The sequence below is a fragment of the Selenomonas sp. AB3002 genome (assembly GCF_000702545.1).
Taxonomy (GTDB): domain Bacteria; phylum Bacillota; class Negativicutes; order Selenomonadales; family Selenomonadaceae; genus Selenomonas_B; species Selenomonas_B ruminantium_A.
In genome coordinates this window covers 651,677-667,190 of sequence record NZ_JNIO01000008.1, presented here as the reverse complement: position 1 = coordinate 667,190, position 15,514 = coordinate 651,677, and the positions used below count along the sequence as shown (strand labels likewise).

At 52.2% G+C, this 15,514-nt stretch carries 12 protein-coding genes; 7 read left to right on the top strand and 5 right to left on the bottom strand.

What is annotated here, in order from left to right; translation table 11 throughout:
* The first annotated feature begins 3 nt into the window (after positions 1 to 3).
* The 7 genes from P159_RS0110920 to P159_RS0110890 all read left to right on the top strand — a co-directional run bounded on the left by P159_RS0110920 (position 4) and on the right by P159_RS0110890 (position 8,734).
* Positions 4 to 1,524, top strand: a complete 1,521-nt coding sequence (locus P159_RS0110920) for a hypothetical protein (RefSeq protein ID WP_029544005.1) — start codon at positions 4 to 6, stop codon at positions 1,522 to 1,524.
* Positions 1,521 to 3,698: an RNA degradosome polyphosphate kinase gene (locus P159_RS0110915; RefSeq protein ID WP_029544003.1), complete on the top strand. Its 2,178-nt coding sequence runs from the start codon at positions 1,521 to 1,523 to the stop codon at positions 3,696 to 3,698. Before P159_RS0110920 ends, P159_RS0110915 begins: the two co-directional genes overlap by 4 nt.
* A gap of 111 nt (positions 3,699 to 3,809) precedes the next feature.
* On the top strand, positions 3,810 to 4,751 hold the full coding sequence (nikB, locus tag P159_RS0110910) for a nickel ABC transporter permease (protein ID WP_029544001.1): 942 nt from the start codon (positions 3,810 to 3,812) through the stop codon (positions 4,749 to 4,751).
* Entirely contained in the window at positions 4,748 to 5,602 is an 855-nt protein-coding gene (locus P159_RS0110905; protein ID WP_029544000.1) for an ABC transporter permease, read from the top strand. The genes nikB and P159_RS0110905 overlap by 4 nt, the downstream gene beginning before the upstream one ends.
* A gap of 3 nt (positions 5,603 to 5,605) precedes the next feature.
* The gene (locus tag P159_RS0110900; RefSeq protein ID WP_029543998.1) at positions 5,606 to 6,385 is read left to right on the top strand and encodes an ABC transporter ATP-binding protein; all 780 of its coding nucleotides are present in this window, start codon (positions 5,606 to 5,608) and stop codon (positions 6,383 to 6,385) included.
* A 4-nt stretch (positions 6,386 to 6,389) separates the two neighbouring features.
* The gene (locus tag P159_RS0110895; protein ID WP_029543996.1) at positions 6,390 to 7,145 is read left to right on the top strand and encodes an ABC transporter ATP-binding protein; all 756 of its coding nucleotides are present in this window, start codon (positions 6,390 to 6,392) and stop codon (positions 7,143 to 7,145) included.
* Positions 7,146 to 7,177: 32 nt separating this feature from the next.
* Positions 7,178 to 8,734 carry an ABC transporter substrate-binding protein gene (locus P159_RS0110890; protein ID WP_029543995.1) on the top strand — a complete coding sequence of 519 codons (1,557 nt, stop codon included), beginning with the start codon at positions 7,178 to 7,180 and terminating at the stop codon, positions 8,732 to 8,734.
* Positions 8,735 to 8,893: 159 nt separating this feature from the next.
* Here P159_RS0110890 and P159_RS0110885 read toward each other — a convergent pair whose 3' ends face one another.
* The 5 genes from P159_RS0110885 to P159_RS0110865 form a co-directional block, all read right to left on the bottom strand.
* Complete coding sequence (locus P159_RS0110885; RefSeq protein WP_029543993.1) at positions 8,894 to 9,076, bottom strand: hypothetical protein; 183 nt, start codon at positions 9,074 to 9,076, stop codon at positions 8,894 to 8,896.
* Between the two features lie 158 nt (positions 9,077 to 9,234).
* A complete protein-coding gene (locus P159_RS0110880) occupies positions 9,235 to 11,859 on the bottom strand; it encodes a 3'-5' exonuclease (RefSeq protein ID WP_029543991.1) in 2,625 nt (874 codons plus the stop codon).
* A gap of 24 nt (positions 11,860 to 11,883) precedes the next feature.
* Positions 11,884 to 12,651 (bottom strand): glucosamine-6-phosphate deaminase, encoded by a 768-nt coding sequence (gene nagB / locus P159_RS0110875; RefSeq protein ID WP_029543989.1) that lies wholly within the window; start codon positions 12,649 to 12,651, stop codon positions 11,884 to 11,886.
* A gap of 69 nt (positions 12,652 to 12,720) precedes the next feature.
* Positions 12,721 to 13,542, bottom strand: coding sequence for a transporter substrate-binding domain-containing protein (locus P159_RS0110870; protein ID WP_051650311.1), 822 nt, complete (start codon positions 13,540 to 13,542; stop codon positions 12,721 to 12,723).
* A gap of 524 nt (positions 13,543 to 14,066) precedes the next feature.
* Complete coding sequence (locus P159_RS0110865; RefSeq protein ID WP_029543985.1) at positions 14,067 to 15,509, bottom strand: hypothetical protein; 1,443 nt, start codon at positions 15,507 to 15,509, stop codon at positions 14,067 to 14,069.
* Positions 15,510 to 15,514: the final 5 nt, after the last annotated feature.

Sequence of the window (15,514 nt, the reverse complement as noted above, 5' to 3'; positions counted from 1 at the left end):
CCCATGGCAGGCAAGAAATTATTCGGTATCATTTACATGAGCACCACCAGGCTGGAACTCATGATTGTAAACCTCAAGACCCATGAGCTCATAGAGCGGGTATCCTCGGCCAATTTTGTGCAGACGGCGGACAAATCGGAAATATACCAGAATGAGATAACCAAGATAGTCTTTTCCCTCACAGGCTTCCTGCAGCTTATGGCAGACTACGGGGTCAAGTCTTACAAGTTCTGGGCCAGCCAGCAGCTCATAGACGATGTGAGCGCCAGGTATCTCTCCGAGCAAATTCTCCTGCGTTCCGGTGTCAAAGTCAATTGGCTTAATACCAGTCAGATAAACTACTTTCGGGCCCTGTCTCTCATGGGGCATACCAAGGCTTTCCACAGCTTTGCCGGACGCACGGTGTATCTCCTGTACATGGGGTCGGCGGCAGTGACCCTTTTCAAGTTCAGCCAGGAGGAATTCGTGCAGGCCTGGAATATCGGCCTGGGGTATCTGGAGCTGGACCAGCTTTCCCAGGCTCTGCGCAACTCTGCCAACGACCCCAATGAGGTGCTTGACGATTACATCTCCAGCAAGCTGGATTATCTGAAATCAGAACTGGCAGGAGGCGAACCTGACACCTGTCTGATCCTGCAGGATTTTGCCGCCCTCAACAATATCTACCTGCCTCTTAACAAACGACTGACAGAGTTGCCCTATGCGGCCTTCAGCCAGGAGCTCAAACAGGCAGGAGAGGCTTCCAGCCAGTATATCTGCGACCACTTCCATGTAGAAGATAGTCTTTCTGGACGCATCCTGCCCGGCTTTCTTATTGCCAGAAGGCTTCTCAGTTACACCCAGGCGCAGCAGCTTTACCTCACCCGCCTGAACATCATGGATGGACTGGCCATCCAGACAGGAGCAGATTTTGGCTTCACCCATAAAGACTACGGCATTATCACCCAGACCTCGGCAGAAAACATAGCCCAGCTCTATATCAAAGAAGAGGCTCATCGCAGCCTGGTGCGGAAACTGGCCCTGCATATCTTCGACCAGCTGAAAAAACTCCATCGATTGGGCAGCCGGGAAAGACTGCTCCTGAGCATAGCCGCCACCATTTCCGATATCGGCAATGCCATCAGCCAGCACAACCACTATCATCATAGCGCTTACATTATGGAAGCCAATCCCCTGATTGGGCTGTCAGATCAGGAAAACACCATTGTGTCAGAAATTGCCCGCTATCACAGCACGGAGTCTCCGGGAGCTGACCAGCTGCATTTCCACAGCCTGCCCCCGGAGCTGCAAATGACCATTGCCAAGCTGGTGGCCATCCTTCGCCTGGCAGACGCCCTGGACGATTCCCATCAGCAAAAGATCAGCAAGCTCACAGTATCCCTAAAGAATGAACAGCTGATTCTCACAGCCTTTTCACCCCAGGACCTTTCCCTGGAAAAATGGGCCTTCAATCGAAAAGCCCAGCTGTTCAACGAACTCTACGGCATCAAGCCCAGCCTGAAACAGAGGAGGACCGACGCATGACAAAAATCAAGGACAAGATAGATTTCAAGAATACAGCCTACTACACCAATCGGGAGCTCAGCTGGCTGGACTTTAACGACAGGGTGCTGGAAGAAGCCCGCGACCCGGAAAATCCACTGCTGGAACGGCTTAACTTTTTGGGCATCTCCCAAAGCAATGTGGACGAGTTCTTCATGGTGCGGGTTGCCTCCCTCATCAAGCTGGACGCAGTGAACATCGACTCCCTGGATTTGGCTGGTCTCACCCCTATTGACCAAATCCGGGAAATAAACCTCAGAGAGCACCAGGCTGTAGAAAAGCGCTACTCTACCTACAACCGCTCTCTGGTGCCCCAGCTGGCCAAAGAGAATATTCACCTGCTCAAGATGGGTGACTTGTCAGAACATCAGTATGAATTTTTGCGCCGCTACTACAATGACGAACTCTACCCCGTGCTCACCCCCATGGCAGATGACTCCTCACGGCCCTTCCCCTTCCTGCAGAACAATTCCTTGAATATAGCCCTGCATCTGACGGACGAGGAAAGCAATGCTTCGGCCTTTGCCACACTAAGGGTGCCTGACCTCTTTCCACGCTTTATGCGCCTGCCGGATGCCCCCAATGATTTCGTGCTGTTGGAGGATATTATCCGGGAGTTCTTCACCAGTCTTTTCCATGGCTATCAGGTGGACAATGCCAGCACCTACCGGGTTATCCGTGATATGGATCTGGACGTGGCAGAACAGGATACCTCCGACCTCCTGAGGGCGGTGCAGACCCAGCTACGGGAACGTGAGCATGGCTCTGTCATGCGGCTTGAAGTGGAAAGCACCATGGACGAGGAACTGGCTGACCATCTCATCAAGACCTTGCAGGTGCCTGATTCCATGGTCTACCGCATCAATGGCCCCATTGACCTGACTTTTTTGAAGAAGCTGCCCGGAGCCATCGAAGGTCATGAGGAGCTGAGGTACAAACCATTTTCCAGTTTCCACCGCCTGCAGCTGCAGATGCCCAAGGCCAGGGAAAGCGCCGAACTTTCCGTTCATGGCAATATGTTTGACGCCATCCGCCAGCAGGATTTCCTGCTGCATCACCCCTATGACTCCTTTTCATCTGTCATCAACTTCATCCACCAGGCCGCCAACGACGAAAAAGTGCTGGCCATCAAGATGACCCTTTACCGCGTCTCCGCCAGTTCCCCCATTATCCAATACCTGGGCAAGGCGGCCCAGCACGGCAAGCAGGTGACGGTATTGGTGGAAGTCAAGGCCCGCTTTGATGAGCAGAACAACGTGCGCTGGGCCAAGCAGCTGGAGAAAACCGGCTGCCATGTTATCTACGGTCTGGTTGGCCTTAAAACTCATTCCAAGATTGCCCTGGTGATACGCAGGGACGATGATGGCATACGACGTTACCTGCACCTTGGCACCGGCAATTACAATGATGTCACGGCCCATTTCTACACGGATATAGGCTTGCTGACCTGCGACAGGGCCATGGGGGTGGACGCCACCAATATCTTCAACATGCTCTCCGGCTACTCCCGCCCCCCCTACTTCCATAAGCTCCATATCTCCCCCGGAGGCATACGCACCTTTATCTACAAGAAAATAGAAAGGGAGATGGAAGCCGCCAGGAACGGCCGTCCGGCCATAATACGCATGAAAATGAATTCCCTGTCAGATCCGGACGTCATTGCCAGGCTCTACGAGGCTTCGGCAGCAGGCGTGACCATACAGCTCATCGTGCGGGGAATATGCTGCCTGCGCACGGATATCCCGGGAGTCAGCGACCACATTGAGGTGCATTCCATTGTAGGCAGATTCCTGGAACACAGCCGCATCTACTATTTCTACAACGAGGGGCTGGAGGATATTTACCTCTCCTCCGCTGACATGATGACCCGCAATCTGAACCGCCGGGTGGAGCTCTTGTTCCCCGTGCAGCAGGATGATTTGCGTGAGCGGCTCTACAAGATCTTTGACGATATGTGGGCTGACAATATCAAGGGCAGGGTGCTCCGGGATGATACCTTCGTCCGCCAGGACCGCCGGGGCCAGCAGCCCTTCAACTCCCAAGCCCAGTTCATAGACCAGGCAGAACGCCACAGCGCCCGCCTGCGGAAACTTGAAGAAGAAGCCCGGCAGCAGCCGGAGGTTTTTCAGCCGTTGATAGGACACCATGAAGAATAATCACAAGCCTCCCATTGGGCTTCTAACCCCCTGGGGGGCTTAAATTCTGCCCTTTTATTTTGTATACTATTGTTATCATTCCTGACTTTTGAAAAGGAGGCCCTGCCAGCCTTGAATTATGCACTGAAGCGTTTCCTGCAACTGCTCCCCATCCTCTTTGGTATCACCTTCCTGTCCTTCCTGCTCATGTACCTGGCGGGCAGCGATGCGGTGACGGAGATGTATACCAACCGGGGCGTGGAGGTCGCCCAGGAAATCATCGATGAAAAGAAAGCGGAACTAGGGCTGAACCTGCCCTTCCTCCAACAGTATATCAACTGGCTCTGGGCCATGTTCCACGGGGATATGGGCACCAGCTACGTGACGGGAGAAAATGTGCTGGCGGCTTTCCTCAGAAAACTTCCTGCCACACTTCTGCTGACCGTCCTTTCCATCGGGCTGACGGTCATTATTTCCCTGCCCTTGGGCATCTTGGCTGCTGTGAAACATGACCGCATACCTGACCTTTGCCTGCGCTTTTGCTCTTTCCTGGGCAACGCCATGCCCAATTTCTTCGTGGCCATGCTGCTGATGGAATTCCTTGGCATCCAGCTGGGGCTGCTGCCAGTGATTTCCAGCGGCATGGATGTGAAAAGCGCCATCATGCCCACTCTGACTCTCTCCATTGCCATGTCTGCCAAGTACATGCGACAGGTGCGCTCCGCCGTGCTGGAGGAACTGAACAAGGACTATGTGCTGGGAGCCAGGGCCCGGGGAGTGAGCGACAGCATCATCCTCTGGAAGAACGTCATAAAAGCGGCCATGCTCACCATCCTGACCCTGCTGGCCCTGTCCATCGGCAGCCTCCTGGGAGGCACCGCCATTATTGAGAGCATCTTCATGTGGGACGGTGTGGGTAAATTGGCGGTAGATGCCATCAATATGCGTGACTACCCCATCATTCAGGCCTATGTCATGTGGATGGCCATTATATATGTCTTTGTCAATCTGGTGGCAGATCTCCTTTACCACCACCTTGACCCACGCATAAGGCTGGGGGTGAACAGCAAATGAACAAAGGAGCCCCCACCATACGCGTACAGAAAGTACGGCAGAACCAATTGCAAAAGAAGCTCTGCTTTTTCTCTGCCCTGGCCCTGCTGCTGATCATCGCCTCTTTTTTCAGCGAATATCTCTGCCCCTACGATCCTTATTTGCAGGATCTCTCCCTGGCCAAGGCACCTCCCTCCTCTGAGCATCTGCTGGGAGCTGACCGCTATGGACGTGATATGCTCTCCCGGGTCATCGCAGGCAGCAAGACCAGCATCTTATCCACCCTGCTGCTGGTTGGCTTCATCACCGTCTTCGGCAGCCTCATTGGCATTATCTGTGCCTGGGCAGGGAAAAAGGTTGATACCGTCCTCATGCGTCTGTCAGATATGTTCCTAGCTTTCCCGGGGCTGGTATTCGCCCTGGCTGTGGCAGCGGTGCTGGGGGGCGGCGTACACAATGCCATCTTTGCCCTGGCGGCCATCAGCTGGCCCAAATACGCGCGCCTCTCACGCAGCCAGACCCTGGCCCAGCAGTCAGCCGCCTATATGCAGGCAGCCAAAATGGCTGGCAGCAGCACCCTGAAGCTTATCTGCAAGCACGTTCTGCCCAATATCTCCGGCCCCATCCTAGTTACTGCCATGCTGGATATCGGCACCATGATGATGGAACTGGCGGGACTCTCCTTCCTGGGACTTGGAGCCAAGCCTCCTATCCCTGAATGGGGCAGCATGATGAGCGATACCCGCAATCTCTTGCCTACCCAGCCATGGGTGACTTTGGCACCTGGCTTTGCCATCTTCATTTCCGTGATAATCTTCAACCTGCTTGGTGATACCCTGCGGGATTATCTGGATCCGAAAAACAGGAGGTAAGCCGTGGCAGAGATTATTAGCTATGAACACGTGGACGTCAGCTACAACGGCCAGCTCATGGTACAGGACATCAGCTTCTCTCTTGGACAGGGAGAGATTCTGGGCATCGTGGGCGAAAGCGGCAGTGGCAAATCCACCCTGCTGAAAGCCGCCCTGGGCATGCTGGGCAAGGACGGTCTGGTAACCAGGGGGGATATTTATTACGAAGGTCGGGATTTGCCCGACCTCCCGCCTGAGGAACTGCGGGCCATCTCCGGCAGCGGCATCGGCATGATCTTCCAAAATGCCGGAGCCAGCTTCTGCCCCATCCGCACCGTGGGTGTGCAGCTGCAGGAAATGATGGAAGCCAAAGGGCATAAGGATAAGGGACAAACTGAAAAAGCTGCTATGGAACTTTTGGAGAAGTTCGGCTTTACGGAACCAAAGCGCATCCTGCAAAGCTATCCCTTTGAGCTCTCCGGAGGCATGCAGCAAAGGGTAGGCGTGGCAGCTGCCATGCTCCTGAAGCCCAAGCTGCTCTTGGCCGACGAACCCACCTCCGCCCTGGACGTGACTGTGCAGAAACAGGTCATAGAAGAAATGCTGCTGGCCCGTCAGCTCTTCGGTACCGCCATTATTTTAGTGACTCACAATATGGGCGTGGTGCGGGCCATGGCAGACAAGATGCTGGTGATGCAGGGAGGCAGGGCCATGGAGTACGGCAAAACTGCCGAGGTCATGGCCCATCCTTCCTCCCCCTATACCAGGAAACTGCTGGCCGCCATGCCCAGGCTGAGGAGGTGAAGATTTGGCAGAGATACTGAAAGCAGAGCACCTGCGCAAGGTCTTTTCCTCCAAGGATAGGGAAGTCCTTGCAGTGGACGATGTGAATTTTTCACTGAAGCAGGGTGAAAAGCTGGCCATTATCGGGGAAAGCGGCAGCGGCAAGACCACCGTGGCCAGACTTGTCACCCGACTGACAGATGCCAGCAACGGAAAGATTTTCCTGGAGGGCGATGATATCACCCACGCTAGGGGAAAGCGGCTCAAAGAGGCCTACAAGAAAATGCAGATGGTCTTCCAGAGCCCCATTGAAAGCTTTGACCCCCGGCTGACCCTGGGGGACGGCATCATGGAAAGCCTGCTCAACCACGGCCTGAAGAAAGCGGCTGCCCTTGAGGAATGCCTGAAACTGCTCTCCCTCTGTGGCCTGTCCAAAGAGTTTGCCAACCGCTATCCCCATGAGGTCAGCGGCGGGCAATGCCAAAGGGCAGCCATTGCCAGGGCTTTGGCCATCGAGCCGAAGCTGCTGATACTGGACGAGGCCACCTCCGCCCTGGATGTGACTGTGCAGGCAGAGATATTGCAGCTGTTGCAGCAGCTGCAGAAAGAGCACACGATGGCCTATCTGTTTATCTGCCATGACATTGCCCTGGTGCAGGACTTCTGCGACAGAGTGATAGTCATGCATGAAGGCAGGATTGTGGAAGAAGGAACGCCTGACGACGTTATAAGGCAACCTCATGAGGCTTATACAAAGAAGCTGATTGAGAGTGTTCTATGATATAGCTTATTTTTTGAAAGGAAGGGATTATTTTGCACAACTGGAAGAAACTCACAGCCCTGGCTTTGGGCGTCTGCCTGAGCCTGGGAGTCATGGCTGGCTGCGGCAGCGACAAGGCTGCCACTACCGGCGGACAGAAGATGCTCACCATCGGCGACACCACCTTCAACAGCTCCAACGAGGAGCCTGATGTCAATCCCCACAACGCCTATGCCGGCTGGGCCTGCATTCGCTATGGTGTTGGCGAAACGCTTATCAAGTATACGGATAACATGGAAATCCAGCCCTGGCTGGCTGTCAAGTGGGAAAATCTGGATGAGCTCACCTGGAAGTTCACCCTGCGGGATAATGTAACCTTTTCCTCTGGCCGCAAACTTGATGCCGCAGCTGTCAAGCAGTGCTTCGAGCATCTGGTTGCCAGCAACAAGCGGGCAGCACAGGATCTGAAGATTGCCTCCATGGAGGCAAATGGCATGGAACTCATCATCAAGACCACCGAGCCCAAGCCTGCCCTGCTGAATTATCTGGGCGACCCTTACGGCTGCATCATTGATGTGGACGCGGGCTTTGAAAACGGTCTGGTGGCAGGCACCGGCCCCTACATAGCCACGGACATGAAAACCGATGACCACTTGACTCTCAAGAAAAACGAGAACTACTGGGGTGGCACACCAAAACTGGATAAGATCACCATCCGCACCATCACCGATGGCAATACCCTCGCCAATGCACTCCAGTCCGGGGAAGTACAGGCTGCCTACGGCATGGCTTACGAAAGCTATCCCCTGTTCCGCAATGACAAGTACACTATCTCCCAGATTTCCACCTCCCGCTGCTTCTTCGGCAAGATGAACTTCGACCCGGATTCCGTCTGTGCCGACCCGGCAGTGCGCCAGGCCATTTCCATGGGCATCGACAAGGAAAACTTTGTCAATAAGCTTTTGGATGGCAATGGCTTCCCTGCCAACGGTGTCTTCCCTGCTGGGCCTGCCTTTGGTGGCGACAAAGTGAAGGCAGAGAAATTTGACCCGGAGGGAGCCAAAAAGGTACTGGAAAATGCGGGCTGGACAGACACTGATGGAGACGGTATCAGAGAGAAGAACGGCAAGAAACTCGTCGTGAAATGGCTCACCTACCCAAGCCGTCAGGAACTTCCCCTGCTGGCAGAATCTGCCCAGGCCACCCTCAAGGATATCGGCATGGAAGTAGATATCAACAACACCGCTGACAATAACCAGGTAGTAAAGGACCCCAAAGCCTGGGATGTCTACGCCATGGCCAATGTCCAGGCTCCTACGGGTGACCCTGAATATTGGTTCACCGTCTTTGCCACCTCAAATGCTACCAAGAATCAGGGCAAGTACAAAAACGAGAAGCTGGATGCCCTGGAAGCACAGCTTAGCCGCGAGTTCGACCCGGCCAAGCGCGCCCAGCTGGCCCTTGAGATGCAGCAGGTCATCCTGGATGACCACGCCTTTGTCTTCTGCTCCTTCCTGAAGATGAGCATGATTTCCAAGGCCAATGTGAAGAACTACACCTCCCATGCCTGCGATTACTATCAGGTGACTGCTGACCTGGACGTAGAATGAATAAGTTTTGACAATGCAACCTAAAAAACTGCACGGCAAAGATTCTTTGACCGTGCAGTTTTTTATCGTTTTATCTATGCTTGCTCATTTCTCTTTATTCCAAAAGCACCCGCCCGAAGTCTGGACGGGTGCTTTTCTTAAAAACTTCAGATATTTTCTTTACTGGACTTCCCAGACTTCTCCATCCTCGTCCACGAGAATGTCACCGGACTCTACCGGCTCGTCCACTTCCAGGATAACTTCTTCGTCCAGCATGACCATCTGCGGCGTGCTGGCCAAAGCCATACCCTGTACCCCTGCGACAAATGCGGCTGCCAAAGCCAGGCTCATAACCTTTTTCATGAAAATACCCCTTTCAAATCCTTTGTCCCTTACTCCCTCTCTTAAAATGGCTAATCGGTGTGCACGCCTTGAGAAAGCCGCTTTCCGATTCAACCAATTCTATTTTAACATCTCATTTATTATTTTCAATAGATTTATTGAAAATTCTTTATTAATTCTTACATATTCTTCAGGTATTTTCTGGGTATGGCATGGATAAAAGGACTTATATGGCGGCTGTGACCATACTGCCGCTGAGTCCAGGAGAGGAAAAGCTGCTTTTTGGCCCTGGTTATGCCCACATAGAAAAGCCTTTGTTCCTCTGGCAGCTTTCCTTTCTCCTGAGCGTGGAATCCCGGGAAGGTGCCTTCCTGCAGACCTGCCAGAAACACGTAATCAAACTCGCTGCCTTTGGCCTGATGCACCGTGATGATGGGAATCTGAGACCGCTGATTAAGCGCCTCCAGCTCCGTATTGGAAAGGGTTGTATACTGCAGGAACCTTGCCAGAGCATCCAGTGGACAGAGGGAAACATCGTCAAGGTCCCTCGCCTGCAAATAAAGCTCCCGCAGATTCTGGATGCGCTGTTCCTCCTTGTGGCGCTGGTAATATTCTTTTACGCCGCCGCGCAGGACCACCTCCGTGATCAGCTTCCAGGGACGCAGGAGCGGTGCCTGCTGACGGAAACTCGCCATGAGCTCTGCCATTTCTTCGAAGATGCCCTGCCATTGCGCGAAATAAGCCCGCCTATCCTCAGTGCGTGGCACTACATCATGAGCCAGGGCATAATTCAGTATATCTGCCGTAGCCCGTATGTCGTCCATAGCATCATGGGAGGAAGCATGTTCTGTCTGGAAATGTTCAGACAAGAACTCAAGCTTGTGGTTTGGCAGGTTCGGATAAAACCGCCTGAAAATCTCCAACGTATCATAATAACAGGGATAGTCAAGCTGTGGCATTCCCAGCCTTGCCAGCTCGCTGCCTAAAATTCCCAGGTCATAGGTGACATTGTGCCCCACCAGCACGCATCCTCTGGCAAAATGACAGAACTCTTCCAGCACCTGCTGCGGACTTTCTCCATGTTTCTGCAAATAAGCGTCTGTAAGGCCATGCACTCTTACAGACTGGCCCACTCCCTTATCAGGCCGCAAATTCCGATAGAATTCCTCAGCCACACTGCCGTCCGGAGCAAGGCGGATGCCTGCAATCTGAATGATTTCGTCACGGGTGATGTCCACCCCGGTGGACTCCACATCAAAGACCACCACCTGTCCCTGGGACATGGCTTCTATCAAGTCGCTGAAGGGATCTCCAGTGCGCCTTGCCCCCAGTTCCAAAAAGTCAGTAAGCTTCAGCCCTGTCCTTCGTACCTCCTCAGCCCCAATGGCCTTGATGGTGGCGGGACCTATGCCCCTGCCGAAGCGGGAAAGCAGCCTGATGAGGCTGGCTGCATCATGCCTGTTCATCGCCAGATGCAGGAAGGCCAGCACATCTTTGATCTCCTGACGGCGGAAAAAGCGCATTTCATCAATGAGCATAAAGGGCAGGCGCTCGTTTTCCGGCAGATTGCGTCCCAGAGAGCGGAACTGGGAAGACAAATCTTTGTTATAACGGTTGCTGCGGGTAAGAATACATACCCTGGAGTAATTTTTTACAGGCAAATGCTGAATGCGGTAGTAAATCCATTGCGCTTCCTCGGCAAACTCCATGGCTCCTTTGAGTTCGATGAATTCCCCCTCCTCCGGGCTTTCCGCCGTCAGACCTTCGGGATAGAGGGCGGAAACCCGCTCCGGGAAGAATGACTGGAGACAGGCAAAGGAAGCATTCAAAAGCTTTTGGGTGGCTCGATAGTTCTCATGGAGTACAATGCGCCGGGGGTGATAATCCCGCTGATAGCTTCTGAGCACCTTCTCAGGCCTGGAACCACGCCATTCGTAAATGGTCTGAAAATAATCCCCGCACAGGAGCAGCCGGCTCATGCCAAAGATGCGTGATATGACAGCATACTCCAGCTCACTTGTGTCCTGCACCTCGTCAATGCTGATATAGGCAAAGCGCCTGGCCCACCTGCCTGCAATCTCAGGATCCATCAAAAGACGCTGGGCGTTGACGATAAGGTCAGTAAAGTCCAGTCCATGCATATCAAGCAGCCGCTCGTCATAGGCGGCTGTTAGTCCGGGGCCCCATTTCTGCCAGCCTGCGTAAAGCTGGGGATAAAATTCATAGCGATCGTCTATGGCCAGCGCTTTTACCTTCTCAGGTGTTTCCTTCAGCAATCTTTGCAAGACCTGTTCATATTCCTGCCGCCGCCCTGCTGTGCTTTCCTCTCCCCGGGCGGGCATGACTGCACCTTCCGCCAGTCCAAAGACAGCCCGGCTTTCTTTCAGCTGTCCCACCAGGCTTTGCAAAGCGCGCAAAGGCCAGTGTCCTTCACTGACCTCCCGCAGAATGCTCTGGCAGTCCACCTCATCCACAATGGCAAAGTCTGCAAAGAAATCAGCATGCCGCTTGGCCTCAGTCTTGACGAGGTCAAAGCAGAAACCATGAAACGTACGCACCATTACCCGGTTCCCTGCTTCCCCGACCTTTTCCTCAATGCGTTCCCGCATTTCCCTGCAAGCCTTGTTGGTAAAGGTAAGACATAGGATTTCCTCAGGCAAAGCCCTGCTCTGCTCTATGATATTGGCCACCCGGCAGGACAAAGTATCCGTCTTGCCAGTGCCCGCCGGGGCCAGCAGCAGCACGTGCTGTTCCAGCTCCTCTGCCACTTCTCTCTGTTCCTTGTTTAGTTTTGATAAATCCATGCTTTCAGCCAGCTCCCTCTATCCTCATCGACACAAATTCTTTATCTGGATATCGTGAATGTCAGCCGGCAGCAGGGAGGCTGCTTCCTTATCCACGATTACAGTCACATCCCTGTGCAGCTGCAGGATTGAGGCCGGCGCCTCAGGCGTGACATCTCCGCAAAGAGCCTTATACACAGCCCTGGCCTTGTTCTTGCCGTTTGCAAGCATGATGACATGTTCAGCCATCATGATGGTCTTTATACCCATGCTTATGGCATAGCGGGGCACTTCGCTGGCATCATTGAAGAAGCGGGAATTGGCCTGTATGGTTTCCTCATCCAGTTCTACCTTGTGGGTAGTGGCTGCAAACTTCACATCAGGCTCGTTGAAGCCTATGTGCGCGTTCTGGCCAATGCCCAGCACCTGCAAGTCTATGCCGCCCTTGGCCGCTATAAGCTGCTCGTAGCGACGCCCCTCTGCAACGGTATCTTCTGCCATGCCATCAGGAATATAGACATTTTCCTGCCTGATATTGATATGCCTGAAGAAATTTTCCTGCATGAAATAGTGATAGCTCTGAGAATTGTCTGGGCGCATGCCGATATACTCGTCCAAATTGAATGTGGTCACTTCAGAAAAATCCAGTCCCACGGTTCTATGCACCAATACAAGACGCTCATACATAGAAACGGGCGTACTGCCGGTGGCCAGCCCCAGTACGCTATTTGGCTTCAAGTAAATTTGTCCTGCTACAATGTTGGCTGCCTCCAGCCCCATCTGCTCGTAGGAATCTGTAATGACGAGTCGCATTTTCCTCACGCCTCCTCCAGCAACCTGCCTATGATTACAGGCTTATTTTTGCCCACCTCAAATGACATCTCATTTTTCCGCTTGCTGCTTAGATGGTTTGACACGCAAATATTCAGCTTCCAGCCTGGGCAGCGTTCCATCCATGCGCAGCTCCGCCAAAACAAAATTGATGTAATTCAAAAACTCCTGATCTCCCTTGGCCATAAGTATGCCGCAGGAATGTTTTGTAAATGGCTTGCTGATCAGGGGAGCCGCCAGCCTGGCATCCATTTCCACATAGCGGGCCGCTTCCACAGGCTCCGTTATCATGATATCGGCATTCCCCTCAGCAATCTGCCTGGGAATATCGGCATTTTCCTTATGTACGATAAGCTGTGCCTTCTTTAAGTTGGCATTGGCAAATTTCTCATTGGTTCCCCCAGGGTTGATCATGACCCTTACGTCAGCTTTGTCGATGTCAGCGAGGCTGCGGAACTTCCTGGCATCAGCCTTGCGACAGAGTATGGTTTTGCCAAAAGCACCTTCGCCATAGGCATCAGACATGGCCATAGTCCTGGCTCTGGCATAGTTTCTGGAAATACCGCAAATGGCTATATCAAACTTGCCTGCCAAGGTATCTTCTGCCAAAGATGGCCAGGTAGTTGGCACATACTCCAGCTTCACCCCCAGCGAATCTGCAATAATACGTGACAGTTCTGCATCTATTCCCTCATATTCTCCAGTCTGAGGATTCAAATAGGACATAGGAATGTAATCCCCCGTGGTACCTACGCGTATAGTCCCCCTTGCCGAAATATCTTCAAGATGCCCTGCTTCTGCAAGGTTCAGCTGGGTAAGCAGCATAGCAGCAACAATGCTTAACACCATCAGACTCCCAAGTTTCTTCATCATGGCAATTCCTCCCTGCTACTCAAAAGTTTTCCTAAAAAACATTTAAGTTTTCTGTATTTTATCCGATATATAGTTCGTAGTGCCGTTATTCCTGTCCTGGCATAAGCCAAACCTGTGCTTTTTGTTCTCCCACATACAAAACCAAGATATAATATGCAAATGAAAAAAACATTTAAGTTTTCCTAAATATCTACGATATATATTGCAGAATTTAAAAGTTCAAATGCAACAAGATTTATGAAAGAGAGGACTCAATATGAACTACTACGAAAACTCAGAAAAAGTTCCATCTGAATCTGATATTTTTGCTTATCTTGTATATTCAGTTTCACGTGAATGCATAAAAATAAACGTGTTTCTTATCGCCATTTTGTGTATTTCCACATTCGTAATTTAATCATTAAATTGAGGGGCATTATCCATGAATCATTCTCATGGATAATGCTTTTTTTTGTGTTAACGATAACTTGATTTTTCACTTCTTGGAGAATCATAATCGCCCTCTGTTATCATAGTATAAGTGCTTAATAAAGGCTGTCCTCATCCGTGAACCGTGCAAACGTAATTTTACCAGCTGCGTCTAACTGATATATCAGGTAACTCCCAGTTTCCTTGATTGGCAGCCCCAGACTTTCATCGTTGACCTTATCCCCAAGATCCTGGGGCGCAGCCGCATCCAACACCTGCTTCATGGTTTTGAATACACCAATCCTGTGTTCATTATTAGTCATGGCCAGCTGGCGAAGAATGACTTCATCCAGTTCAAAGACCTTTCCGCTGTAATCTTGCTCGCCCCATTCCTCCATGCCCCGAATGATGTTTTCGATGCGCCTGCGACGTTCTTCATCCCTGGCTGCCTGGGCAAATGCATACTCCTCCTCAGCTTCATGGAAAATTTTCGTCATGCTTGCACTTTCTGCCTCAGTTTGCTCTATCAGCTGGCGAATCTCCATTTCCCTTTGGGGAGCATTCTCCAGCGTTGCCAGATTAGTTTCCCGCTCTGCATGGAGGTTAGTAAGCTTTTTCCTTTGCTGTATTATCGCCCGCTTAAGCTTGTTGATAGTGCGGGCTGATTTCCTGGCTTCACTGGCAGCCGACACAAGCTGCCCCTCCAGCACCCCAAGCTCAATCTCCTGGCTCAACCTAAAATTGTCGTAGTTAGCAAGCCATACCCGAATGTCTTCAATATACCTTGTATGGGTCTCCAATTCAGCCTTGGCAGCCTCCTCGCTTCTTCGGGCTTCCAGGAGCTTCCTCTCTGCCACTTCGCGGGCAGTCTGCGCCTCTTTCAGTTCAACTTCCCTTGCCTGATAAGACGCATCCGATTCCTCTATCTCCCGCCTGGTGTCAACCGTCCTGCCTATAATCCAGTCAGGCATGTCGTCATCCTCTGGCGCAAAATTCCTGCCGTAAACAGACCTGGCCATGGAAATCAGTTGGCAGTACACCTCCCCGTCCACTTTGGAGGTACCCGTCATCTGCTGCCACATCCCCAGCATAGCCAGGGCTGGCCATCCCGTTTTCTTTTCCTGCTGTTTCTTGTACTGTTGCAGCACGGCATCAGTCATCTCTGCCGGAGCCAGCACCTCATCAAGCTCCATATACTCAGCCGCATGGTTTACAAGCTCCTTGGCAATTCTCTCGTCCGAAGCTTCATCCTCCAGATCAAGTCTCTCTGCCAAGAGTTTCCGAAGCTCTGCATCCAGCATCCCCCGGCTGTCATTGGCGCACTCCTCAATCTTGTCCTCGATCTGCTCTTCAATGCTGCGGGGTCTCATATCCTTCACAAGACGATTCTTTGCCCCCAAGAGCCGCCCCACAGAGTTCACCATCCCGGCAGCCTTTTCAGCTACCTTTACCCCTTCTGTTCCCATTATGTTTTTGACAGTGACAACTTCAAATATGGCAACCTGGTTTCGTATATCATCATCCATGGCCTTTTCCAAAACGCTCAATACATTTGCCAATAGTT